At 34.5% G+C, this 24,830-nt stretch carries 20 protein-coding genes; 15 read left to right on the top strand and 5 right to left on the bottom strand.

Annotated features, from left to right (window positions below):
* Positions 1–218: 218 nt before the first annotated feature.
* The gene (locus F6U93_RS00100; protein WP_150935630.1) at positions 219–740 is read right to left on the bottom strand and encodes a DUF7935 family protein; all 522 of its coding nucleotides are present in this window, start codon (positions 738–740) and stop codon (positions 219–221) included.
* Positions 741–764: 24 nt separating this feature from the next.
* Entirely contained in the window at positions 765–2,324 is a 1,560-nt protein-coding gene (locus F6U93_RS00095; RefSeq protein ID WP_150935628.1) for an FMN-binding glutamate synthase family protein, read from the bottom strand.
* A gap of 127 nt (positions 2,325–2,451) precedes the next feature.
* On the opposite strand from F6U93_RS00095, the gene F6U93_RS00090 reads away from it, so the two are divergent.
* From F6U93_RS00090 to F6U93_RS00080, 3 genes are all read left to right on the top strand, one after another.
* Positions 2,452–3,990, top strand: a complete 1,539-nt coding sequence (locus tag F6U93_RS00090; RefSeq protein ID WP_150935626.1) for an AsmA family protein — start codon at positions 2,452–2,454, stop codon at positions 3,988–3,990.
* Between the two features lie 78 nt (positions 3,991–4,068).
* Positions 4,069–6,405, top strand: a complete 2,337-nt coding sequence (locus tag F6U93_RS00085) for an ATP-dependent helicase (protein WP_150935624.1) — start codon at positions 4,069–4,071, stop codon at positions 6,403–6,405.
* A gap of 334 nt (positions 6,406–6,739) precedes the next feature.
* Entirely contained in the window at positions 6,740–7,360 is a 621-nt protein-coding gene (locus tag F6U93_RS00080) for an L-threonylcarbamoyladenylate synthase (RefSeq protein WP_150935622.1), read from the top strand.
* Positions 7,361–7,610: 250 nt separating this feature from the next.
* Here F6U93_RS00080 and F6U93_RS00075 read toward each other — a convergent pair whose 3' ends face one another.
* The 3 genes from F6U93_RS00075 to F6U93_RS00065 all read right to left on the bottom strand — a co-directional run bounded on the left by F6U93_RS00075 (position 7,611) and on the right by F6U93_RS00065 (position 9,972).
* Positions 7,611–8,447, bottom strand: coding sequence for an OmpA/MotB family protein (locus F6U93_RS00075; protein ID WP_150935620.1), 837 nt, complete (start codon positions 8,445–8,447; stop codon positions 7,611–7,613).
* Positions 8,448–8,539: 92 nt separating this feature from the next.
* Entirely contained in the window at positions 8,540–9,529 is a 990-nt protein-coding gene (locus F6U93_RS00070; protein WP_150935618.1) for a glycosyltransferase family 2 protein, read from the bottom strand.
* On the bottom strand, positions 9,526–9,972 hold the full coding sequence (locus tag F6U93_RS00065; protein WP_394349739.1) for a type I restriction enzyme HsdR N-terminal domain-containing protein: 447 nt from the start codon (positions 9,970–9,972) through the stop codon (positions 9,526–9,528). Before F6U93_RS00065 ends, F6U93_RS00070 begins: the two co-directional genes overlap by 4 nt.
* A 103-nt stretch (positions 9,973–10,075) precedes the next feature.
* Here F6U93_RS00065 and holA point away from each other — a divergent pair, with 103 nt between their 5' ends.
* The 12 genes from holA to F6U93_RS00005 all read left to right on the top strand — a co-directional run bounded on the left by holA (position 10,076) and on the right by F6U93_RS00005 (position 24,591).
* Entirely contained in the window at positions 10,076–11,080 is a 1,005-nt protein-coding gene (holA, locus tag F6U93_RS00060) for a DNA polymerase III subunit delta (RefSeq protein ID WP_150935614.1), read from the top strand.
* Positions 11,081–11,094: 14 nt separating this feature from the next.
* A complete protein-coding gene (locus F6U93_RS00055) occupies positions 11,095–11,760 on the top strand; it encodes a uracil-DNA glycosylase (RefSeq protein WP_150935612.1) in 666 nt (221 codons plus the stop codon).
* 715 nt (positions 11,761–12,475) lie between these two features.
* Positions 12,476–13,315 carry a 1,4-dihydroxy-2-naphthoyl-CoA synthase gene (locus F6U93_RS00050; protein WP_150935610.1) on the top strand — a complete coding sequence of 280 codons (840 nt, stop codon included), beginning with the start codon at positions 12,476–12,478 and terminating at the stop codon, positions 13,313–13,315.
* A complete protein-coding gene (menA, locus tag F6U93_RS00045) occupies positions 13,303–14,217 on the top strand; it encodes a 1,4-dihydroxy-2-naphthoate octaprenyltransferase (protein WP_225312474.1) in 915 nt (304 codons plus the stop codon). Before F6U93_RS00050 ends, menA begins: the two co-directional genes overlap by 13 nt.
* A gap of 35 nt (positions 14,218–14,252) precedes the next feature.
* Positions 14,253–14,930: a metal-dependent hydrolase gene (locus F6U93_RS00040; protein WP_150935607.1), complete on the top strand. Its 678-nt coding sequence runs from the start codon at positions 14,253–14,255 to the stop codon at positions 14,928–14,930.
* Positions 14,931–14,951: 21 nt separating this feature from the next.
* A complete protein-coding gene (locus tag F6U93_RS00035; RefSeq protein ID WP_225312473.1) occupies positions 14,952–17,288 on the top strand; it encodes a patatin-like phospholipase family protein in 2,337 nt (778 codons plus the stop codon).
* A 3-nt stretch (positions 17,289–17,291) separates the two neighbouring features.
* Positions 17,292–18,326: an o-succinylbenzoate synthase gene (locus tag F6U93_RS00030; protein ID WP_150935605.1), complete on the top strand. Its 1,035-nt coding sequence runs from the start codon at positions 17,292–17,294 to the stop codon at positions 18,324–18,326.
* Between the two features lie 5 nt (positions 18,327–18,331).
* Positions 18,332–19,309 carry a CPBP family intramembrane glutamic endopeptidase gene (locus F6U93_RS00025; protein ID WP_150935603.1) on the top strand — a complete coding sequence of 326 codons (978 nt, stop codon included), beginning with the start codon at positions 18,332–18,334 and terminating at the stop codon, positions 19,307–19,309.
* On the top strand, positions 19,293–20,360 hold the full coding sequence (locus F6U93_RS00020) for an AMP-binding protein (protein ID WP_150935601.1): 1,068 nt from the start codon (positions 19,293–19,295) through the stop codon (positions 20,358–20,360). Before F6U93_RS00025 ends, F6U93_RS00020 begins: the two co-directional genes overlap by 17 nt.
* A 51-nt stretch (positions 20,361–20,411) precedes the next feature.
* Positions 20,412–22,175, top strand: a complete 1,764-nt coding sequence (gene sppA, locus F6U93_RS00015) for a signal peptide peptidase SppA (RefSeq protein ID WP_150935599.1) — start codon at positions 20,412–20,414, stop codon at positions 22,173–22,175.
* A gap of 71 nt (positions 22,176–22,246) precedes the next feature.
* A complete protein-coding gene (locus F6U93_RS00010; protein WP_150935598.1) occupies positions 22,247–24,043 on the top strand; it encodes an AMP-dependent synthetase/ligase in 1,797 nt (598 codons plus the stop codon).
* A 65-nt stretch (positions 24,044–24,108) separates the two neighbouring features.
* The gene (locus tag F6U93_RS00005; protein ID WP_150935597.1) at positions 24,109–24,591 is read left to right on the top strand and encodes a hypothetical protein; all 483 of its coding nucleotides are present in this window, start codon (positions 24,109–24,111) and stop codon (positions 24,589–24,591) included.
* Positions 24,592–24,830 lie beyond the last annotated feature (239 nt).

The following is a 24,830-nucleotide window of genomic DNA, read 5'->3' as shown; positions in this document are numbered from 1 at the left end:
ACTATTGACTATTGACTATTGACTATTGACTATTGACTATTTGTTATTGGGTTCATGTTAAAAGTTGTTAACTGTTTATTTTGTTTATTTGTTTAACCGTTTAACTGAGACTGAAAACTGCGATTTAATTTGAAACTTTACCCAGCTTCTAACTTTTAATGTTTTAATTTTTCGATTAACCAACAACTAACAACTAACAACCAACAACCAACAACCAACTACCAAATATCAGAAACCTCACTTTTTACAAAAGCAAGAGCGGCTTCGCTAGGCGAGGGGCGGTCCATCATTTCAGTTAAAAGCACTTCTCTAAGCTTTTCAGCAGAATCTACTTTTTCAGACATATTTGCCTTTCTAACCAGTTGAATCGTGGCGTTTTTTGCTGTGTTAATAATGTTCCAGCATTTATCGCTAATGTAGATTTGTTGCGATAAATTGTGCTCGTATTCTTGTTCAATATTTTGTATAAGTAATGATTCGTAACTCTCTTTGTCAGAGGTTAATGGTGTTACTCTTACTAGAAGTTTAGTAGGTGCCATGCGCTCTAAAAATAAAGCCATACGTTCGTAGGCTTGTAAACGCAAAGGAAGCGTTTCAACTTGTAAATCCTTTTTTAGAAGAAAGCGTCTTCTGCCATCTTCGTTTTTAAGATGTTCTTTAAAAAAATAATAAGCAATACATCCTGTGATTATTGAAGGAATGGCAAATAAAAATAGGTCTATAATTCTAGAGGCTTCCATAAAATGTGGTTCGTTTTGGTGTTGTTATTTTGGGTGATTGCCCAAATATAAGCAATCTTTTAAGTTCTGCATTCCTAAAAAAGGAACAGTTGATTTTTCATAAGCAAAAGTAGAGTGCAGCTTGTTTGAAAGGCTGTGGTCATCAATATTCATTTCAATATCACTCATGGTAAATTGGCAGGGATGCTCGTAACCTGCGGCATGGGTGATTTCAATCAATTCTTTTCTAAACGTTTTAAAATACTGAGCCAAACGTTCAGATTTTAAAGGCGGATTAATACCACTTTGCAACCATTTATTCTGCGTAGCAACGCCACTAGGGCAACGATTGGTATGGCAAACCTGGGCTTGAATACAGCCAATACTCATCATGGCTTCGCGTGCCACATTAATACAATCTGCACCCATAGCAAAAGCCATAGCAGCCTTTGCAGGGAAGCCTAATTTACCACTGCCAATAAACACAAGTTGCTCGCTAAGACCTTTGTTTTGAAACATTTTATAAACATCACTAAACCCATAAACCCAAGGTAATGAAACATGGTCTGCAAAGCTTGGTGGCGCTGCACCGGTGCCACCTTCACCGCCATCAATAGTAATAAAATCAGGGCCTTTGCCTGTTGCAACCATAAAATCAGCTAATTCTTCCCATTGTTCTAATTTTCCAATGGCTGCTTTAATACCTACAGGTAATCCTGTAGCTTCAGCAATTCGTTCAATAAAATCAACCATTTCAGAGATGTTTGAAAAAGCCTTATGATTTGGTGGTGATAAGACATCTTTTCCAATGGGAACACCTCGAATTTCTGAAATCTCTTTGGTGATTTTAGCACCCGGTAAAACACCGCCTTTTCCAGGTTTAGCCCCTTGAGACAATTTGACTTCAATGGCACGAATAAACGGATTGCTTTCAACTAGTTTTATCATTTTTTCCATAGAAAATCCGCCATGTTCATCACGAACGCCAAAGTATCCGGTTCCAAAATGAAAAATCACATCACCGCCATGACTGTGATGAGGAGATAAACCGCCTTCGCCCGTGTTGTGGTAGGCACCTGCTATTTTCACACCTTTGTTTAAGGATTCGATCGCTTTCGCGGAAAGCGAGCCGAAACTCATCGCAGATACGTTAATGACGGAAGCTGGACGAAACGGTCGGCGTCTTTTATGAAATTCACCTATCACTTTAGCACAAGGGAGAAAGGTTTTATCTATTTTATTAGGATGCTTTTCAGGGAGCTTAAAAGGCATCATGGCATTATTGATGAAAATATGCTGATGCTGATAAATATCACGGTCTGTTCCAAAACCTTCGTAGTTATTTTCTTTTTTCGCCGAAGCATAAATCCAACTACGTTCAATACGATTAAAAGGCAATTCTTCTCTGTTGTTAGCAACAAAATACTGACGCATTTCTGGGCCAATACTTTCCATAAGGTAGCGTAGGTGTCCTAAAATAGGGTAGTTGTGGCTTATGGTGTGCTTTTTTTGAATGAATACATCACGAATAGCTACTAAAGCTAATCCGATTAATAACCAGCCCCACCAGCTGATGTTTGATAGAAAATCTAAAAGTGTTTGCATGTTTTAAAAGCTTTTTTTAAACGCTTGATGCTTGATTAAGAATGATAGTATTGATTGTTAATTTTCGGTTTTTAAAGGTATTTAAAATTATTCTTTTTCATAAGCATTGAATATATATCTTTATAACATGAAATTAAAATATGTAGCCCTCATAGTTTTTGTCGTTATCCTGGCGGTTATAGCGGTACCGGTTTCCAATTATTTTCTAAAAGGAAAAATAGAAAAAGCCTTGGCTAATTTACCAAAACACGTTAGCGTGGAAACCAAAAATATTGAGGTAGACATCACTTCAGGAACCATGGCGTTTGAAGGTATTGATGTTATCATACATGATACAATTTCAAATGAAACAGATTTAAAGCTGAAATTAAATGCGATTTTAGTTAGAGATGTGGATTACATGGATTTTATTTTCAGTAATATCCTTAATATAAAAGAAGTGGATTTAGACGCCCCAAAAATGGTTTATTATAAACAAGGAAAGAAAAAGAAGCCATCAGGACCGTATAACGCATCACAATCACCAGAAATCAATATCAACCGGGTTAATATTGAAGATGGTAATGCTCAAGTTTTAGATCAGCAAACCGACTCTTTGTTATTTGAAGTCAAACACTTTAAAATAAAACTACAGGACGTCAGTCATACCCCAGATGTGAGCCATAGAATTCCAGTTACTTTTCATGATTTTAATATAACAGCCGATGGGGTGCGCTTAAACGTTGGGAATTTTGATCGCTTATTTATTGATAACGTCCATATTGAAGACCAAGTGGTGGTGATAAACAAGCTTCACCTTAAGACCATGTATTCAAAGAAAGAGCTTTCTAAACATATTAAAACAGAGCGCGATCATTTAGACTTAAAACTAGATTCCTTAACCCTTGATAATATTGATTTTGGCTATAAAAATGACACTATTTTTTATTTCAGCACTCAAAAATCAAAGTTGCACCATCTCGATTTGGAAGTGTATCGTGATAAATTGGTAGCCGATGATCATAGTATAAAGCTTTTGTACAGTCAAATGTTAAGGGATTTAAAATTTGACCTCGATGTTGCAGAATTGGAAGTGGTAGATAGTCGGATTTCATATAAGGAGCGAGTTAATCACCGCATAGTGCCTGGAGAAATTTTCTTTACAGAATTTAATGCAACCATGAAAAATATAAGCAACACGTATCCTGAAGGCGGTAAAACAGAAATAAAAACTACCTCGAAGTTTATGGATGAAGCGCTGTTAAAAACCGATTGCGAATTTGATGTGAATAATGTTTATGATCGTTTTCTTTTTAAAGGAAACCTAGGGAAGTTTCATGCTGTAAATATGAATCAGTTTTTAGTGCCAAATTTAAATGTGAAATTTAAAGGGATTCTTTATCATACCTATTTTACTATTGATGGTACCGCAAATCATTCTTCAATTCATTTAAAAACCAAATTTGATGGTTTACATGTTAGTATTTTAAGAAATCATAAGCATCATCATAAGAAAAACAGAGTTTTATCGGCTATCGCTAATATTTTTGTATCTAAAACAAGTAAAAAAGGAGATAGTCCTTTTGCCGAAGCAGTACGCCATAATGTAAAACGTGATAAAACGAAATCGGTTTTCAATTTTCTATGGTTAAATGTGAAAGATGGTTTAATACATGCTAAAAATTAATTTGTTCATAATTATTAAAGATTTCGACCTGTAAAAAGGCCAACAATGGTTAATTTCACGGCGTAAAATGATGATGATTTGGAAAAATATTTAAGCCAGTTAAACGAAGCTCAATTAGAGCCTACCATACAGATTGACGGACCCATGATTGTGATTGCAGGTGCGGGTTCTGGAAAAACAAGAGTACTTACTTACCGTATCGCTTACATGATGAGCAAAGGGATAGATCCTTTTAATATCTTATCATTAACCTTTACCAATAAAGCGGCTAAGGAGATGAAAGAGCGTATTGCTTCTATTGTGGGGGCTAGCGAGGCTAAGAATTTATGGATGGGAACCTTTCACTCCATATTCGCTAAAATATTACGTATTGAAGCCGATAAAATAGGTTTTCCAAGTAATTTTACTATTTATGATTCTCAGGATTCTGATAAATTGATTGGGGCTATCATAAGAGAAATGCAGCTTGATAAAGATGTTTATAAAGCCAAGCAGGTACGTTCTCGAATTTCTTCCTATAAAAATAGTTTAATCACTGTTCGCGCGTACTTTCAAAATCCAGAGCTTAAGGAAGCTGATGCTATGGCTAGGCGTCCGCGATTAGGTGATATTTATAAAGAATATGTAGACCGCTGTTTTAAAGCTGGGGCTATGGATTTTGATGATTTGTTGTTAAGAACTAATGAGTTGTTAACCCGTTTCCCTGAGGTTCTGGCAAAATATCAAAACCGTTTCAAATACATTTTGGTTGATGAGTATCAGGATACCAACCATTCGCAGTATTTAATTGTACGGGCTTTATCAGATAAATTTCAAAACATTTGTGTGGTAGGTGATGATGCGCAAAGTATTTATGCCTTTCGTGGGGCGAATATTAATAACATTCTGAATTTCCAAAAGGATTATGATGATGTTAAAATGTTCCGTCTAGAGCAAAATTACCGTTCAACCAAAAATATTGTGAATGCCGCAAATTCCATCATTGATAAAAACCAAACCAAGCTTGAAAAAATAGTTTGGACTGCGAATGACGAAGGTGGAAAAATTAAAGTACACCGATCTTTAACCGATGGTGATGAAGGGCGTTATGTGGCGAGTACCATTTTAGAGAATAAAACGAATCAGAATTTAAATAATAGCGATTTCGCTATTTTATACCGTACCAATTCACAATCTCGTGCCATGGAGGAAGCCTTGCGTAAACGCGGGATTCCTTATCGTATTTATGGCGGCTTATCGTTCTATCAGCGTAAAGAAATTAAAGACGTACTGTCGTACTTACGATTAATTGTGAATCCGTCAGACGAAGAAGCTCTAAAACGTGTGATTAACTTTCCGCCTAGAGGCATTGGTCAAACAACGGTAGATCGCTTAGTTGTTGCAGCAAATGGTTATAAGCGTACCATTTTTGAAGTGATGAAAAATATTGATAAAGTCGATATTAAAATCAATTCAGGAACAAAAAATAAACTTCAAGACTTTGTAACCTTAATTGAAAGCTATCAGGTTTTAAACCAAACAGCCGATGTTTTTGAATTGGCTGAATATGTAACCAGAACCAGTGGGGTGCTTAAGGAATTTGGTAAAGACACCACTCCAGAAGGTGTAACTCGTGTTGAAAATATCGAGGAACTCATTAATGGTATGAAGGATTTTGTGGAAGGACAAATTGAAATTGCCGATGCCACAGGATCTTTATCTGAGTTCTTAGAAGATGTAGCCCTTTCAAGTGATTTAGATAATGAAACGGAAGATGACGATGAGGTAGCTTTAATGACCATTCACTTAGCTAAAGGTCTTGAGTTTTCTAATGTGTTTATAGTAGGTTTAGAGGAAGATTTATTCCCGAGTGCCATGAGTATGAATACTAGAAGTGAGCTGGAAGAAGAGCGTCGTTTGTTTTACGTAGCCTTAACACGAGCTGAAAAACAGGCCTATTTAACCTATGCTTTGTCACGTTACCGTTGGGGAAAACTGGTAGATTCAGACCCGAGTCGTTTTATTGAAGAAATAGACGAGCAGTATTTAGAAGTTTTAACGCCAACAGAAGAGCGCCGTATCAATCCGATGCTTTCTGCAGATATATTTGGAGATACTGAACCGAATAAAATTCGTTACAAACCTGCGAAGCAACCCACTTTTACTAAAAACAAAATCCCTAAAAAAGCACCAGAAAAATATGTAGCACCTACGGCCAAAAAATTAAAGCCTATGGCTAAGGCAGAAGGTGGTGCTCCTAATCTGTTCGATAATAAATTGGCAGTAGGGAATACCGTGAAACATATTAGATTTGGTACCGGTGAAGTTTTAAAAATTGAAGGGACAGGCGCCGATGTAAAGGCCGAGATTAAGTTTGAACATGGTGGAAACAAAAAATTGCTATTGCGTTTTGCTAAGCTTGAGGTTGTAGGGTAGGTTTTTGTTGAATTGTTGAATTGTTTGTTTGTTTGTTTGTTTGTTTGTTTGTTTGTTTGTTTGTTTAACCGTGTAGCTTTATAATCTTATACCTTGTAACTGTATAGTAACTGAACTAAACACTCCTGTGATCCCCACAAGGGATATGAGTTGTATTTCAACTTTCGAGATATGAAAAACCTCCATTCAAACAGGTTTATTCGTGATAATATTTGAAATTCGTGTCTTTATAAAGGGTTTTTTGAGGGAAACGAATTTACACGAAATCCTTCTTAGTTTTCATAATAAGAAATTTAACGCTTAATTTGTAATACAAAGCATTATCTTAGTTACTATGGCAGATTTCATTAGAATATACGAAGAAAACCCTAATCCGAGAGAAATTGATAAGGTGATTAAGGTTTTAAAGTCTGGCGGACTCATCATCTACCCAACGGATACGGTTTATGGTTTAGGCTGTGATATTACCAATATAAAAGCCTTAGAGCGTATTGCTAGAATTAAAGGTGTGAAGCTGGAAAAGGCTAACTTTTCATTCGTTTGTCATGATTTAAGCCATTTAAGTGACTATGTTAAGCAAATTGACACCGCTACATTTAAAATCTTAAAACGTGCATTACCTGGCCCGTACACCTTTGTATTGCCAGGTTCTAAGAATTTGCCAAACCCATTTAAAAAAAGAAAAACCGTTGGTATTCGTGTGCCTGATAATGCCATTGCTTCAGAAATAGTTAGGCAATTAGGAAACCCAATCATTTCAACCTCTATTCGTGATGACGATGAGGTTTTAGAATACACGACAGACCCAGAACTTATTTTAGAAAAGTGGGATAATCTTGTTGATTTAGTGATTGACGGGGGTTATGGAGATAATGAAGCTTCTACGGTTATCGACTTATCAGAAGATGAACCTCTAATTATAAGAGAGGGTAAGGGGAGTTTGGAGATCTTTTAGATGGTTGTTGGTTGCTTATTTATTGCGGGATTGTAACACAGAATTACGTAGAGGTTTCACAGAGGCTCACAGCGAGGTTTATAGATACAGGTTGCACTGATTGTCCTAATTTTACAGATTTTCACCATGTAATCTTTATGCTCTTGGGACTTCCCGAGAAATGATTGTACAAAAGGTGGTTTTAAACATAAAAAAAGCCCAACATAAAAGTTGAGCTTTAAACATTTAATAACCTTATGTTCACTGAAGTTTAGTTTCCAGCAGCAAGGTTTTTCATTTCTTTTTCAATCATGTCGTAGAATTGATCAATTTTAGGTAATACTACGATACGTGTACGACGGTTTTTAGCTCTGTTTTCAGCAGTGTCATTGTCAACTAAAGGTACATAATGGCTACGTCCTGCAGCGATTAATTGACCTGGATTAACATCTAAGCTTTCTAAAACTCTAATGATAGAAGTAGAACGTTTAACACTTAAATCCCAGTTGTCAATTAAAACACCTTTGCTATATGGTACATTATCGGTATGACCTTCAACCATACATTCAAAATCAGGTTTGCTGTTTACAACTTTAGCCACTTTAGCAAGAACTTCTTTAGCTCTTGTAGTCACGTTGTAGCTACCGCTTTGGAATAATAATTTATCAGCAATAGATATAAATACAACACCTTTTTCAACATTAACTTCAATGTCTGGGTCGTTGATACCTACTTCACGTTTTAAACTTGTAACTAAAGCTAGTGTAACGCTGTCTTTTTGAGTTAAAGCATCTTGTAAACGATTGATTTTAAGTTCTTTTTCTTTGATGCTTTCTAAAGTTTTTTCAACATTACTAGCGCCCTTAGAAGATAACATGGTTAAGTTATCATTGCTCTTTCGTAAATCTGCTACTTGCTCTTCTAATGCTGTTGCACGTGCTGTAGCTGTTGCTCTATCTTCTAAACAAGAGTTTAGTTTTACTGTTGCAGAATTAAGCAAATCTTGTGTTTCTTTTTGTTTTGCTTGTAAATCTGTGAATTGTTTTTTTGATACACATGAGCTCAAAATAAGCATTGCAGATGCACTTAGTAATAAGATTCTTTTCATAATTGTGTTAGGATTAACTTTCAAAAATTGTTGAACAAAAATATATAAAATTCGGCTGACATGTACAATTTAACAAAACTTTCACTAAAGATTTATAACTGGGTATAGTTCTTTTTTTTAAGCAAAAAGTGCTCAAAAACTATTGATTTGATGTTATAATAGTTTATGCGTTGGTTTGTTAATTTCCGCTGATGTAACAACCTATTTAATTGCATGTAATAACTAAAATGTGCTTTAATTATTGCGATGGTGTGCATAGGTTTTAATTCAGCAAGAAATTTTATTCCTGCAATGCCATCTAGAAACAGTCGAACAAGTATAATGCCAAACAGGAAACCTTTAGCGTTTTTTGTTAACAAGAACAAACTGTTTCTAAAATTAAGAAATGTTTTTTTTGGGTTTATATTGTTTAATGTGGCTCCGCCAACATGATATACTGTAGAATCGCCTATATATTTTATAGAGTAGCCTTGATTTTTCGCCCGCCAGCATAGGTCAATTTCTTCCATGTGAGCAAAAAAATGATTGTCTAAACCATTCAATTGATTAAAAACACGACTTCTTATAAATAAACAAGCACCTGAAGCCCAAAATATATCAGTGTGGTCATTATACTGACCTTCATCTTTTTCTATGCTTTCAAAAATGCGGCCTCTACAGTAAGGATAACCATATTTATCTATGAAACCACCTGCGGCTCCAGCATACTCAAAATAGTCTTTTTTCTTAAAGTCTAATAATTTTGGTTGAACAATGGCGGTACTCTCATCAGTTTTGAAAGCCTTAATAATAGGGGTAAGCCAGCCTTCGGTTACTTCAATGTCACTGTTGAGTAAACAGAAAATGTCAGTTTCTATATGTTTTAAAGTATCATTATAACCTTTTGCATAGCCGCCATTTTCTTTATTTTGGATGATTTCAACAGTTGGGAAAGTATTTTTTACAAAAGCAACAGAATCATCAGTTGAGGCATTATCAGCCACATAAATTTGAGCTTCTTTAGAATAAGCTATGACAGACGCTAAGAATTGCTCCAATAAAGCTTTTCCATTCCAGTTTAGTATGACTACTGCTATTTTCATGAGGTGTAGTTAGGGATGTCTTTTAAAAAATGATAACATTCATTTTCAAAATCCATTTGGCAATAATAATGATTTAGTCCGTTTGTCACCATCAAATAAGTGGCATTTAACTCTAAATTATAACGCGAAATTTGGTCAAAAGTACTTTGGTTGATCGTAATTTTAGGCGCTTTACACTCTACAATAAGATGAATACTACCGTTAGGGTTAAAAACCACAATATCATAACGTTTTTTTAAACTATTGATGGTGAGCTCTTTTTCAACATTAATAAGCGACTTTGGGTAGTTTTTTACCTCAATAAGGTATTGCACACAGTGTTGACGCACCCATTCTTCAGGTTGTAAAATCACAAATTTTTTACGAATAGGATCAAATATAGATACTTTATTTTCGCTATTTTTGAATCGAAACGAATACTCTGGAAAATTGAGCGCTTGCACAGTGTTTAGTTTATTTTTCAAAGTTAAGCTACAATATATAAATACCAAATATTCAACCCGAATTGTTGGATGTAGTAATTTTTTAATCTGAAATTTTTTTGATTTGGACGAAGTCAAACAATTGGTAACTGACATAAAGAAAGGAAATCTAAAACCTATTTACTTTTTAATGGGTGATGAACCTTATTATATAGATAGAATTTCTGAATTTATTGAAAAAACCGTGTTATCTGAAGAGGAGCGTGGCTTCAATCAAATGGTGCTTTATGGAAGAGATGTAACGGTTGAAGATGTTGTTGGGAATGCCAAACGTTTTCCTATGATGGCAGAGCATCAGGTTGTTGTGGTTAAAGAGGCTCAAGATTTATCACGTACTATTGAAAAGTTTGCAAGTTATGCAGCCAATCCACAATCTACAACTGTACTTGTGATTAATTATAAGTACAAAAAGTTAGATAAACGAAAGGCGCTTTATAAAGCCATTAATAAGGTAGGAGTTGTTTTTGAAAGTAAAAAACTTTACGAAAATCAGGTTGCCGATTGGATAAGACGCGTGTTGGCTTCCAAAAAATATAGCATTACGCCAAAAGCTGCGCAAATGCTAGTGGAGTTTTTAGGAACCGATTTGAGTAAAATAAATAATGAATTAGAAAAGCTTCAAATTATCCTACCTAAAGAAACAGAAATCACCCCAGAACATATTGAAGAAAATATTGGGATCAGTAAGGATTACAATAATTTTGAGCTTCGAAAAGCCGTTGGAGAACGTAACACCATTAAAGTTTATCAAATTGTAAAATATTTTGCTGAAAATCCAAAGGATAACCCTATGGTGGTAACAGTATCTTTATTATTTAATTTCTTTTCGCAATTACTACATTTTCATGGCTTAAGTGATAAATCGCCGAGGCACGTGGCTCAAGCCTTAAAAGTGAATCCGTATTTTGTAAACGAATATATTACAGCCGCCAAAAATTTTCCTATGAGAAAAGTAAGTGCTGTTGTTGCAACGCTTCGTGAGTTTGACGTGAAGAGTAAGGGGGTAGGCGCTAATGCTGTGCCTCAAGGTGATTTACTTAAAGAATTGATGGTTAGAATTTTAAATTAATAACATTAAAATTTATGATTGCTGAAATTCATCACAGTTGGTTGCCTCACTTAAAACCTGAGTTCGACAAGCCGTATTTTAAAGATTTAACGACTTTTGTTGCTTCAGAATATGAAAACCACCAATGTTTCCCGCCTAAAGAACAGATATTTCATGCTTTTGATTATTGCGCTTTTGATGATGTGCAAGTGGTTATTTTAGGGCAGGATCCTTATCATGGCGTTGGACAAGCAAATGGGTTATGCTTTTCGGTAAACGATGGCGTGAAGCATCCGCCGTCTTTGGTTAATATTTTTAAAGAAATTGAAACCGATATGGATGAAGCTTATCCAATTACAGGTAATTTGGAGCGCTGGGCAGAGCAAGGCGTACTGTTACTAAATGCCACCTTAACCGTAAGAGCTCATGAGGCAGGGAGTCATCAAAAACAAGGCTGGGAAACTTTTACCGATACTGTGATTAAAACAATTAGCGATAAAAAAGAAAATATAGTATTCTTACTTTGGGGTGGCTATGCAAAAAAGAAAGTGAAGCTCATAGATGTTGAAAAACATAAGGTGTTAACTTCAGGGCATCCTTCTCCGTTAAGTGCAAATAGAGGGTATTGGTTTGGAAATAAAAGTTTTAGTAAAGCGAACTACTATTTAAATGAAGTAGATAAAACATCAATTCAGTGGTAATTGATGAGTTAAGTTTGTTTGTAATCTTAAAGGTACTTGTAAAAGTTAATTTTGTAGTTAAATATTAACTTCCTGTAGCTGCCAATCTTGGAGTAAAGACTTTAACAGTATTATCCGGATTCATTACAATAGGCTTTCTATTTGCATTAGAAATTTTTACCGTTTTATTGCAACTAAATTTTAACAGTAAAAAGTTAAAAGCAACTAGAGTTGTAAGCGTAAGAATAATTATCATTATCATAACCGACTATTTTTAAGCTAATTAAGTAATATATAGATTTAGGTAGGGGTAATTAACTCTTAGCTTTTGTCTGCTGCAAAATTAACCAATAAAAGACTACACGACAATACGTAGTATTACCTATTTGTTTTTTTTAGAGAAGTATCAGTTTTAAAGTTAAAAAATTAGCATAATCTTAGATTTGGTAGATTATTTTGAAGATTGAATGTTGATCGATAGTCATTTTTAACGGTTTTTATGATGAAAAAGGCGACGTTTTTTGTGAAAATGATTAAAATTTTTATACATATATAAGTTAATACAACAAGGTTATTCTAGTTATATTTGTAAGGCCCATCTTTTAAATTAAAACAAGGAGAATATCGATTCATGATTTAGATGTTGACCATTAAAGAAAGTTCATAAAAGTCATTTTTAAGAAATGAAACCCGTCTATTAAAGAAATAAAAATTATTTTTGGCTAAAATTTATGACATGGAAGAACCTAAATGGGTAACGGTTAAAGAATACGAAGATATTACCTATAAAAAGTGTGATGGCGTAGCAAGAATTGCTTTTAATAGACCGAATGTACGAAATGCATTTCGTCCAAAAACTACAAGTGAGTTATACGATGCTTTTTATGATGCTAATGAAGATGTTAATATTGGAGTGGTTTTATTATCTGCGGAAGGACCATCAACTAAAGATGGTGTGTATTCCTTTTGTAGCGGCGGCGATCAAAAAGCAAGAGGACATCAAGGTTATGTAGGTGAAGATGGTTACCACCGTTTAAATATACTAGAAGTACAACGTTTAATACGTTTTATGCCAAAGGCTGTTATTGCCGTAGTGCCTGGATGGGCCGTTGGTGGAGGTCATAGTTTACACGTGGTTTGCGATTTAACATTAGCAAGCAAGGAACATGCTATTTTTAAACAAACTGATGCCGATGTAACCAGTTTTGATGGGGGCTATGGTTCGGCATACTTAGCGAAAATGGTCGGACAGAAAAAAGCCAGAGAAATCTTTTTCTTAGGGAGAAACTATTCCGCTCAAGAAGCTTATGAAATGGGTATGGTCAATGCCGTTATCTCTCATGATGAACTTGAAAGCACTGCTTTTGAATGGGCTCAGGAAATTTTAGCGAAATCACCAACCTCTATTAAGATGTTAAAGTTCGCTATGAATTTAACTGATGATGGTATGGTAGGGCAGCAAGTTTTTGCAGGTGAAGCCACGCGTTTAGCTTACATGACTGAAGAAGCAAAAGAAGGTCGCAATGCATTTCTTGAAAAACGTAAGCCTAATTTTGATAAAAAATGGATTCCATAATGGAGAACTTTTCCACTTGGATTTCTGCCATGCGTTTAAGAACGCTGCCTTTATCTGTTTCTGGAATTATTTTAGCATCCTGCTTAGCGCAATACAATCAGGTATTTAGTTGGAGCATTTGCATTATTGCCATTTTGACAACTTTAAGTTTACAAATATTGTCAAACTTAGCAAATGATTATGGTGATGGAGTGAAAGGTACCGATAATGACGACCGTATTGGTCCGCAACGTGCTATCCAATCAGGTAAAATATTACCCAAACAATTATTAAATGCCATTATCATTAATGTAATTATCGCGTTGTTTTTGGCGGTTTTATTAATATTTACGGCATTTGGTGTTGAAAATTTCCTGCTTTCATCACTGTTTTTAGTTTTAGGAATAGCATCGGTTGTTGCTGCTATTAAATATACCGTTGGTAGTAGTGCTTTTGGCTATAAAGGCTTAGGTGATATATTTGTTTTTATTTTTTTCGGACTCGTAAGCGTGATGGGCTGTTATGTGTTGTATGCTAAAGAAATTAGTTCTATAACAGTATTACCAGCTATAACCATAGGACTTTTAAGTACAGGGGTTTTGAACTTAAATAATATGAGAGATAGAATTTCAGATCAAAAGTCAAATAAAATAACACTTGCTGTAAAATTGGGACCTAAAAAAGTAAAAACATATCATTATGTTTTAGTTGTTTCAGCAATCATGCTATCGGCTTTCTTCGGTGTTTTATATTATAGTTCGGTGTTTAATCTAATCTTTTTTATAGCCTATATCCCTTTAATAATTCATTTAAAAACGGTTCATGATAATACGGATTTAAAATTATTAGATCCAGAATTAAAGAAATTGGCATTAACGACAGTTTTGTTGGCATTGTTAATGGGAATCGGACAATTGTTATAGTTTTTTTGTAATTTAATCTGCAAAATTTTAATTAGATGAAAATAACGTTTTACGGCCACGCTAGCTTAGGTATTGAAGTGAATGATGTACATATTCTTGTAGATCCCTTTATTACAGCTAACCCGAATGCTTCAGAAATAAATATTGATAGTCTTAAAGCAGATTATATTTTAGTAACGCATGCCCACCAAGATCATATTGTTGATGTAGAGTCTATTGCAAAGCGTACTGGAGCTGTTGTCGTTTCAAATTTTGAAATTGTTTCGTATTATGAAAAATTAGGTGTAGAAGGGCACCCTATGAACCATGGCGGTAAATGGGATTTTGAATTTGGTACTGTAAAATATGTTAACGCCATTCATACATCTTCTTTTCCAGACGGCAGTTATGGTGGGCAACCAGGAGGTTTTGTAATTGAAGGTGAACATAAAAATATTTATATTGCCGGAGATACAGCTTTGACTTATGACATGAAGTTAATTCCGCTACAAACAAAATTAGACCTTGCCGTATTGCCAATAGGAGATAATTTCACAATGGGTATTGATGATGCCATTCTAGCAAGTGACTTTATTGAATGTGATAAAATTCTGGGCTATCACTATGATACTTTTGGGTACATTGAAATTGACCATGTGACCGCAAAAAATAAATTCTTTGAAAAGGATAAAGATTTAATGCTTCTAGAAATAGGAGAATTTATAGAATTATAATATAGTAAATCAAGCCCCCAAATGATGCTTAAAGTAAATAAAATTTTCTGTGTAATTGTATTATTATTTTCCCTGCAATTCCATTGTAATGCACAGGATAAAAAACTAAAATTCAAGAAGCCAAAAGTCGCTTTAGTGTTAAGTGGAGGAGGTGCTAAGGGTATCGCCCACATCCCTGTGTTACAAAAACTAGATTCACTTGGTATTGTGCCAGATTTAGTGGTAGGCACAAGTATGGGGAGTGTGGTAGGTGGTTTGTATGCCATGGGATACTCAGGAAACGAGATTTCTGCGATTTTAAATAAACTAAATTGGTCAGATTTATTAGGGGGTAGCGTGACATTAGCCAAAGTTGGAAATGAAGAAAAAAGTGAATTTGGTCATTACCTTCTTGGGTTAAATTGGAAAAATAAAAAACCATCTATAAGTACAGGAATTCTAAACGATCAAAACTTAAGAGAACTTTTAGCGACTCTTACCTATCCTGTTTATAATGTTCATGATTTTGATAGATTGCCAATTCCTTATAGAGCTATTGCTACAGATATTGTTGAAGGCAAAGAAGTTGTCATGAAAGAAGGCTCCTTACTTACAGCAATGCGAGCCAGTATGTCCATTCCATCGGTTTTTAAGCCCGTAGATTATAAGGACATGCTTTTGGTTGACGGTGGAGTTTTAAATAATTTCCCTGCGGATGTCGCAAAGGAATTAGGTGCCGATATCATTATAGGTAGTGATGTAGGTGGAGGGCTTAAAAAGAAAAGTGAGTTAAATAATATTGCTACTATTTTATTTCAAACCAGTATGTTGGTGAGTAATATTAAAAATCCAGAAAACAGAAAGTTATGTGATGTGTTAATTGATCATACACCAAATTTGACGTACTCTACTGGCGATTTTAAGGATAGTAATGAAATTTTTACAGAAGGAAAGATAGCTACTAACACCCATGAAAGCGAGTTGGTTGCTTTAGCTGAAAAATTAAAACCTTATAAACAGCGTCAAATAGAAATGCCAAAAGCACCAAAAGAATTTGAAATTAATGAAATTATTTACCGAAACATTAGTAAGGGGAATTTAAATCTGGTAAAATCAAGAATTAATCTCGAAGCTAAAGGTGTTTATACGCCAAGCGACATGGTGAATGGTATTGATCGCTTGATGGGAACAGATTTGTTTAATCAAATTGTAGTAGTGCCTAAAGTGCGGGATAGTTTGATTGATTTAGACTTGTCTGGGGTTGAAAACTCCAAGCACCAAGTTAAATTTTCTTTACATTTTGACACTTATAGAGGCTTAGGTTTAATTGCAAATTATACAGGAAGAAATATTTTAGGTGATGCCTCTAGAACTTTAATAACCCTAGATATTGCAGAGCAACCTAAATTTCGATTGCAGCATCAAAAAATATTTGGAGAAAAGCATTTATGGTGGTGGCGTACAGAGTTTTTATGGCAAAAACTAAAACAAAAAATATATTTTGATGGGTATGGTGTAGATGGCATAAGGTCGAATACTTTTCAGTTTCAATATGCGCTAAATCGAAATTTTATTCCTAATAAAAGTTATTTAGGGTTAGGAATAGTGAGTGAAAGAAATTCATTAGAACCAAAAATTAGTTTTGGTGTTGACAGTGCATCAGATCTTGATAAATATAAATATAATGAAGTTGGTTTAGATCTGCATTTTAATTACAATAGTTTAAATCAAGTATTTTTTGCAAATAACGGTGCTTTTCTGCATGCGGTTATAGAACAGCCTTTTGTACATCATGCTGATTTAGCTTTTGAAGATAGTGCCTTTGATTTTGATGGAAGAACAAATGGTTTTACTAAAGCCAATGTGGTATACGAAAGAAGACTGCCCTTAACCCCAAGACTAACAGCTATAATTGGTGGTACTGGAGCATTTACTTTCGAGCACGACCTAAAGGATGACGAAATTAGCTATGATGAATTTGGCTTAGGGGGGAAATATTTTATAGGAGGGAACCTAAAACGACCTTCTCGTGATACTTTTATTTTTAATGGGCTTAATGAAGATGAATTAACAGCAACCCAATTTATTGCTCTTACTTTGGGAATGCAATATAATTTGATGAATAAATTGTATGTTAAACCACATACAAGTCTAGGTGTAGCTGGATTTAAGGGGTTTGGTGAATTTGTGGATACAGCATTTTCTCCTAAGGGTTCTTGGTCTGATGCTGTAGAAACAAGTGCGTTATTTTCAGTGGGGTCTACATTTTCATACCATTCTATAATAGGACCTATTAATGTAGATGTTTCTTATATTAATGATTTAGATGCATTTCGAGTGTTTTTAGGGGTAGGATTACAGTTTGGAAGAACCAATTAAAATATGAAAGCATCCTACCAAAAGTATATTTTAGATTTTAAACAAGCCAGTGGTACGTCACGTGGCGTTTTGAAACAAAAAGAGACTTGGTTTATCATTGTTGAAGCACAAGGTGAACAAGGTGTTGGAGAATGTGGCATTTTTAGGGGCTTGAGTGCAGATGATGTGCCCAACTATGAAGACATTTTAAAATGGACTTGTGCAAACATTCACTTGGGGCTCGATAGTTTATTAGAAAAATTAACAGCATTTCCTTCAATTCAATTTGGATTAGAAATGGCTTTTAAGTCATTGGAAAGTGATAATGTATTTAAATTATTTCCTTCGGAATTTACTGATGGACAACAAGGAATCGCTATTAATGGGTTAATTTGGATGGGAGATGCGTCTTTCATGAAAGAACAGATTCAGTCAAAAATAGAAGCTGGATTTACCTGTATTAAGATGAAAATTGGTGCTATTGATTTTCAAACAGAAATTGATTTATTAAAATCCATAAGAAAAGAGTTTTCGGCTAAAGATATCGAGTTACGTGTAGATGCCAATGGTGCTTTTTTACCTTCCGAAGCTTTAGAGAAATTAAAAATACTTTCCGATTTAAATTTACATTCTATTGAACAGCCCATCAGGCAAGGCCAAATTAATGACATGGCACAATTATGCGCAGAAACACCCTTGCCTATTGCTTTAGATGAAGAATTAATCGGTGTTTTTTCCGAAGAAAATAAACAAACATTACTAGAGACTATAAAACCCCAATACATCATACTAAAACCAAGTTTGATTGGTGGTTTCCGCGGAAGCAATCAATGGATTAAAACCGCCGAAAACCTGAATATTGGGTGGTGGATTACTAGTGCTTTAGAAAGCAATGTAGGGCTAAATGCCATTGCACAATACACCTATATGAAAAACAGTGAGCTTCCGCAAGGCTTAGGTACGGGGGGCTTGTTTACTAATAATTTTGAGAGTCCGTTACAGGTTGAAAACGGATATTTAAAATATTCAAAAACTTCAAATTGGAACTTTAATTTATAGAATACATGTATATAGAACAAGCGTTTAAGGGATTGTACGAATGGTGGCGCTATGTTGTTGGTGTGGTCATTATTTTTTGTGCATGGCAAATTGTGGGTATGATTCCTTTGGCTGGTGCTTTGGCTTATAAAGCTATTATGGCAGGTGGTGATACAGGAATTACTACCATTCCTCAAATGATTGATTTATTGGGGAGTAATCTGTTTTTGTTTGTCATGCTCTTTTCGTTTGCAGTAGGTTTAATAGGGGTTTTTATTTCTGTTAAAAGTTTGCATAAGCTATCAATTACTAGTTTTACAACGGTTAGAAAAAAGATTGATTGGTCGCGCTTTTGGTTTGTTTTTATACTTTGGGGCGTAATTTCTACGGGTTTTATTTTTCTCGATTATTTTTTAACGCCAGAGGATTACCAATGGAATTTTCAATTGAAACCTTTTCTAATATTGTGTGTCATTGCTGTTGTTTTAATTCCGCTACAAACGAGTTTTGAAGAATACTTTTTTAGAGGCTATTTAATGCAAGGTTTTGGAATGATTTTTAAGAGTAGGTTAGCACCACTTATTATCACATCCCTAAGTTTTGGTTTAATGCATATTGCCAATCCAGAAGTAGAGCAATTGGGTTATGTGATTATGATTTATTATATAGGAACCGGTTTGTTTTTAGGAATCATCACCTTGATGGACGAAGGTTTAGAGCTGGCATTAGGTTTTCATGCGGCTAATAATTTATTTACGGCTCTTTTAGTGTCTGCCGATTGGACCGCCTTTCAAACCCATTCCTTATTTAAAGATTTATCAGACCCTTCAGAAATGGGGTTTATGGAAATATTTGTTCCCGTTTTTATTGTGTTTCCAGTGTTACTTTTTGTATTTTCCAAAAAATATAATTGGACAGACTGGAAGGAGAAACTTTCAGGGAAAATTGTAGAAAAAGAGAAAGAAAATAATATAAATTTGAAAAGTTATGATGCCGAATTATAGAAATGTACACAACAAGTTTAAGCTAGATAACGTAAGCTATAAGCATGAAGATTTAATGGAGGTGGCCTATAGTTATGTGAAAGAAGGTTTGCCGTTTCAGCAAGAATTAGGACTCTTTTTATTAGACTGGTTGGATGACCATGATTATGTAGAGGTTCAAACTTCGGGGTCTACAGGAAAACCTAAAAAACTAAAAATTAAAAAACAAGCTATGGTAAATTCTGCCATTGCCACAGGTGATTTTTTCAATTTGAAACCTGGTTATAAAGTATTACACTGCTTACCTTCAAACTTTATTGCAGGTAAAATGACCATTGTTAGAGCAATTATTTTAGGTCTTGAATTAGATATGGTTCAGCCTTCATCATTTCCAAGAATTGATTACGAAAAAGACTATGATTTTTGTGCATTTACACCAATGCAGCTTAAAAACTTTGCTAAAGATATAGAAAGTATTAGAGCGGTTATTGTTGGTGGGGGTATGGTATCTAAACATATTGTAGACTTAATTAAAGACAAAAAACCTGTTGTTTACGAAACTTACGGGATGACCGAAACAGTTTCACATATTGCGGTTAGAAAACTAAATAATTTAGATGAAGGTGAGAAAGTAGCGTATTTTAATACTTTACCAAACGTTACTATCTCTACCGATGAACGTGATTGTTTGGTGATTGATGCGCCAAATATTTCAGACCAAACGATTGTAACCAATGATATTGTGAAAATTCACACTTCAACGAGTTTTGAATGGTTAGGCCGTTATGATAATGTGGTAAATTCTGGAGGAATTAAATTATATCCAGAACAAATAGAACGCAAACTGCAAAGTAAAATCGATGAAGATTTTTTCATTACCTCAAAGCCAGATGATTCCTTAGGTGAGAAATTGGTTTTAGTTGTTCAAAGTGAGAAAAATAACCTAAGCGATGATGTTTTTGTTGAGTTAGGAAAGTATGAACGTCCTAAAGAAATTATTCCCGTTGCTAAATTTACTGAAACCTCTTCAGGGAAAATTCATCGTCAGAGAACTTTAGAGTCTGTGAAATAAAAAATTGTAACGAACCACCATTTTTTTATACTTACTAGCAAACATTAATATATGAGCTTCATTAAACGCGTTTTATCTACCCTAACAGGGATCATTTTATTTTGTGCACTTTGTGTAATTGGATTAATTATTATCGGTCTTATAGCTGGTTCTACTTCTTCTGAAACCGTTCAAGTAAAGCCCAATTCGGTTTTAAAATTAAAATTAGATTTTCCTATAAAAGATTATGCTGGTAAAGTTGAATTTAAACAGTATGCCTTTCTTAATGAATCTAGAAAAGACGGTTTATTTAATATCATTGATGCTATTGATTATGCTGCTACGGATGATAAAATTAAAGGCATTTCAATAGATAATAATTTTGTGAACGCTGGAATGACCCAGGTTAAAGCGCTTCGTGGTGCTTTATTGAAGTTTAAGGAATCCGGGAAATTTGTTGTGGCTTACGCCGATGTATTTTCACAAAAGGATTATTATCTTAGTTCTGTTGCTGATACGATTTACATCAACCCAGCGGGTATGATGGAGTTTAAAGGTCTGTATTCTGAGCGTTTATATTTTAAAGATTTTCAAGACAAATCTGGCGTTAAGATGGAAGTGGTACGTTTAGGGAAGTACAAAAGTGCTGTTGAACCTTTTCTTAGCAATGAGATGAGTGACAACAACAGAGAACAGATTTCGGTGTATTTGAATTCACTTTGGAAAACAGTGAAACAAGATATTTCAGAAACAAGAAACGTTTCAGTTGAAAAACTTAATACTATTGCTGATAGCTTATTAGCAAGAACACCAAAATTAGCAAAATCTTCGGGTCTTGTTGATAAAATTGCTTATCATGATGAATATATGCATGGTATAAAAAAAGCAATAGGCGTAGAGGAAAAAGAAGAACTTGAAACAGTTTCAATTTTAGATTATTCAAATTATGCGGCTTCTAAAATTAAAGACGCTTCAGCAAAAGATAGAATTGCGGTAATTTATGCCCAAGGAAATATTATTTACGGTGAAGGTGATGAAAATAGCGTGGGCCAAGGAGCTATGAACAAATCTTTAAATGAAGCACGAGAAGATGAAAAAGTAAAAGCAGTTGTTTTAAGAATTAATTCTCCAGGAGGGTCTGCTTTAGCAAGTGAATTGATTTGGAGAGAAATTGAACTCACTAAACAAGTAAAACCAGTAATTGTTTCTATGGGTGACTTGGCTGCTTCAGGGGGGTATTACATTGCTTCTAACGCTAATAAAATTATAGCTGAACCTTCAACGATTACAGGAAGTATTGGTGTTTTTGGTATGTTGCCTAACGGGAAACAATTGGCTGAAAATATGGGAATTAATGCGGAACAAGTAGTAACCAATCAAAACGCTGTAACGTATAGCTTTTTTGAGCCTTTAAGTGAACAGCAACGTGGCTTTATTAAAGAAGGCATTATTGATATTTATGATTTGTTTTCTACCCGTGTTGCCGATGGTAGAAACCTAACGAGAGAGCAGGTTGAAACCATTGCACAAGGTCGTGTTTGGACGGGAGCTGATGCTATTAATATTGGCCTTGTTGATGAACTAGGCGGATTAGATTTAGCCTTAAAACGTGCTGCTGAAGCTGCTGAAATCAAGAAATACAGAATTGATGAATATCCTGTTTTTGAAAAGGATTTAGATAAAATGCTTCGTGAGTTTGGCTTAGTAAAAGCCAAAGAAACCATTCTAGAAGAAGAATTAGGTACAGAAACTTACAAGTTGCTGAAAGAAATTAAAACCATGAGCGAGAAAAAAGGTGTGCAGCTATTATTCCCTTTTAGTACAGAAATTAAATAGGTTTCAGGTAAATAGCCTTCAAGGCCTAGAGTTTTTCAAAATTACTTTGAAGCAGAAAAACATTGAAGTTTATGAACAATAGACATTTATTAGAAGTAATTAAGGATAACTCAAAATCGTTTGCTGACCAAGAGGTTGTTTTTTATAAAAATGAAAAGCTAAATACTTGGGAGGCTTTAAATTGGGGGACTTTTTATCACCAAGTAGAACAAGTTTCTAAGGCTTTAATTAACTTCGGAATACAAGAACACTCCAATGTAGGCATATTTGCTCAAAATATGACCGAATGGATAATTTCAGATTTCGGTATTATGGGAACCCGATCGGTAACTGTGCCGATATACGCTACAAATTCAAAAAAAGAAGCCGAATACATTATAAACGATGCCCAAATAAGTCTGTTATTTGTTGGTGATCAAGAAGCCTTTGAAAAGGCGCAACAAATTTCTGAAAATAATAAATTCCTAAAATTAATTGTCGTTTTAAACCAAACTGTTGACTTAAAAAACAGCAACAACGCGGTATACTTTAGCGATTTTATTAATGCGGAATTTCCAAATAGTATTGAAAAGGAACTAGAAAAACGTCATTCTAATTTTAAACTCACCGATTTAGCGAGTATTATCTATACTTCCGGAACCACTGGAGAGCCTAAAGGGGTGATGCTGGACCATAATAATTTTACCTCGGTTATTGAAGCGCATATTAAAGAATTAGACGTCAATAAAAATGATGTGTCTTTAAGTTTTTTACCCTTAAGCCATATTTATGAGCGCATTTGGGTGTTTTTCTGTTTGCATCAAGGTATTCAGGTGTATTTTAACGAAGACCCGAAGAAAATAGCAGATGTTCTTAAAGAAGTGAAGCCTACCTTAATGTGTACGGTGCCGCGAATTTTTGAGAAAATTTTTAATGCCATTCAAGATAAGAGAAAGGAAGCTTCTCCAACCAAAATGAAGCTCGCCAGTTGGGCATTGGGTATCGGGAATACCTATCATAACAAATGCCTTAGATTAAACAAAAAAGTACCTTTAGCTATAAAACTCAAGCATAAAATTGCCGATAAATTAGTGCTTAGTAAATTACGGGATGTATTTGGTGGTCATATTAAATTTATGCCTTGCGGTGGTGCACCATTAGCGCCAGATATGGTGTCCTTTTTTCATTCATTCGGACTCAATGTGAAATGTGGTTACGGTTTAACAGAAACCACAGCTACAGTTTCACTTTATGGTGATCAGTTTTTTGAGTTTAATTCTGCGGGAAAAATAATTAACGGTACCGAAGTTAAAATAGGTTCAAACGACGAAATTTTAGTGAAGGGGCCAGGTGTTATGAGAGGCTATTATAAGAAACCAGAAGCTACAGCTGAAGTTTTTGAAGATGGTTGGTTTAAAACCGGAGACGCCGGAAAAATGGATAAATACAATAATTTAATCATTACCGACAGAATCAAAGATTTAATGAAAACCTCTGGCGGAAAATATATTGCACCTCAAAAGTTAGAAACCACTTTGGTGGGTGATGCTTTTATCGAACAAATTGCAGTGATTGGTGATCAGCAAAAGTATGTCACGGCATTAGCGGTACCAAGCTTTGAAAACATTAAAAAATATGCCGAAGAGCATAAAATTAGTTTTAAAAACATAGAAGATTTAGTTGCGAATACGCAAATTAAAGCCATGTTTGAAAAGCGCTTTGAGGACTTACAAAAAGAGTTTTCAAGATTTGAAAAAATAAAAAAATTCACTTTACTACCAAAAGAATTTAGTATTGAAGCTGGTGAAATTACAGCAACTTTAAAACTAAAACGAAAAGTGATTCAAGAAAAATATAAGGAGCTTATTGATAAAATGTATAAGGATTAGTTTGTGCGTTTATGTTGTATATATTATTGTTCTACACCATTTAGACCAACCTTTCGCAGACAAAAATGAATATCGGCAAAACAATAGCAAAGCTTTTCAATCGCAAACCGAAAAACCCAAATGAGTTTGTCAAATCTTTTATAAAACAGAGTAAGACTCAAAGAGTTCAACTTGAATTGATAAAGGACAATGAAGTTATATTACAGGTCGACTCGCTAAAATTCACACCGTCTTGGTTCAAATTGTTTAACATTTCTAATGACAAATATCAAAACGGATATGTAGTGTTTTTCGTGATTGATAGCGAAAAACTGAAAACCAGCGATAAATACAACCGATATAAAAAATCGAACCTACAACTTCTTGAATTAGACGAAGAAATTGATGACGGAACTGAAATTAGGACATTTGCGAAATTTGTGAAGCACACGGATGACGAAATTACTCTTGGGAAGATTATGAAAGAAATACTCGACGTGATAATAAAAACTGACGAAAATGACCCACAAGCCTTATTTGTCATACGCGAAATAAACGTCAGCGGATAAAAAACGGTGTAGAACAACGTATATAACTCATAGCTTGGTAGTTGCTTAATCAAAGTTATGGCATATTTGGAAAGTCGCCAAATTTTTAAATTTGACAACTTCCCAAGAAAAATAAAATAAGTAGTAAAATTTAAAAATCTGGCTTGTGCTTAATCCGAAAATAATTTTCTAATTTGCACGCTACGAGCCATATACAAGACCGTTATCAGCAATTTCCCAATCGGATCGGACATTTTTTT

The organism is Pseudotamlana haliotis (genome assembly GCF_008806375.1).
Taxonomy (GTDB): domain Bacteria; phylum Bacteroidota; class Bacteroidia; order Flavobacteriales; family Flavobacteriaceae; genus Pseudotamlana; species Pseudotamlana haliotis.
The sequence above is the reverse complement of the archived record's forward strand: the minus strand, read 5'-3'. Positions and strand labels throughout refer to the sequence as shown.

Bases quoted from the DNA above. Each gene is read 5' to 3' on its own strand.
- F6U93_RS00035 (WP_225312473.1), top strand. From the start codon at position 14,952: ATGATGCTTAAAGTAAATAAAATTTTCTGTGTAATTGTATTATTATTT.
- F6U93_RS00055 (WP_150935612.1), top strand. From the start codon at position 11,095: ATGATTGCTGAAATTCATCACAGTTGGTTGCCTCACTTAAAACCTGAG.
- F6U93_RS00070 (WP_150935618.1), bottom strand. From the start codon at position 9,529: ATGAAAATAGCAGTAGTCATACTAAACTGGAATGGAAAAGCTTTATTG.
- F6U93_RS00050 (WP_150935610.1), top strand. From the start codon at position 12,476: ATGGAAGAACCTAAATGGGTAACGGTTAAAGAATACGAAGATATTACC.
- F6U93_RS00030 (WP_150935605.1), top strand. From the start codon at position 17,292: ATGAAAGCATCCTACCAAAAGTATATTTTAGATTTTAAACAAGCCAGT.
- F6U93_RS00025 (WP_150935603.1), top strand. From the start codon at position 18,332: ATGTATATAGAACAAGCGTTTAAGGGATTGTACGAATGGTGGCGCTAT.
- F6U93_RS00040 (WP_150935607.1), top strand. From the start codon at position 14,253: ATGAAAATAACGTTTTACGGCCACGCTAGCTTAGGTATTGAAGTGAAT.
- F6U93_RS00020 (WP_150935601.1), top strand. From the start codon at position 19,293: ATGATGCCGAATTATAGAAATGTACACAACAAGTTTAAGCTAGATAAC.
- F6U93_RS00100 (WP_150935630.1), bottom strand. From the start codon at position 740: ATGGAAGCCTCTAGAATTATAGACCTATTTTTATTTGCCATTCCTTCA.
- F6U93_RS00095 (WP_150935628.1), bottom strand. From the start codon at position 2,324: ATGCAAACACTTTTAGATTTTCTATCAAACATCAGCTGGTGGGGCTGG.
- F6U93_RS00005 (WP_150935597.1), top strand. From the start codon at position 24,109: ATGAATATCGGCAAAACAATAGCAAAGCTTTTCAATCGCAAACCGAAA.
- F6U93_RS00010 (WP_150935598.1), top strand. From the start codon at position 22,247: ATGAACAATAGACATTTATTAGAAGTAATTAAGGATAACTCAAAATCG.
- F6U93_RS00075 (WP_150935620.1), bottom strand. From the start codon at position 8,447: ATGAAAAGAATCTTATTACTAAGTGCATCTGCAATGCTTATTTTGAGC.
- sppA (WP_150935599.1), top strand. From the start codon at position 20,412: ATGAGCTTCATTAAACGCGTTTTATCTACCCTAACAGGGATCATTTTA.
- F6U93_RS00090 (WP_150935626.1), top strand. From the start codon at position 2,452: ATGAAATTAAAATATGTAGCCCTCATAGTTTTTGTCGTTATCCTGGCG.
- menA (WP_225312474.1), top strand. From the start codon at position 13,303: ATGGATTCCATAATGGAGAACTTTTCCACTTGGATTTCTGCCATGCGT.
- F6U93_RS00080 (WP_150935622.1), top strand. From the start codon at position 6,740: ATGGCAGATTTCATTAGAATATACGAAGAAAACCCTAATCCGAGAGAA.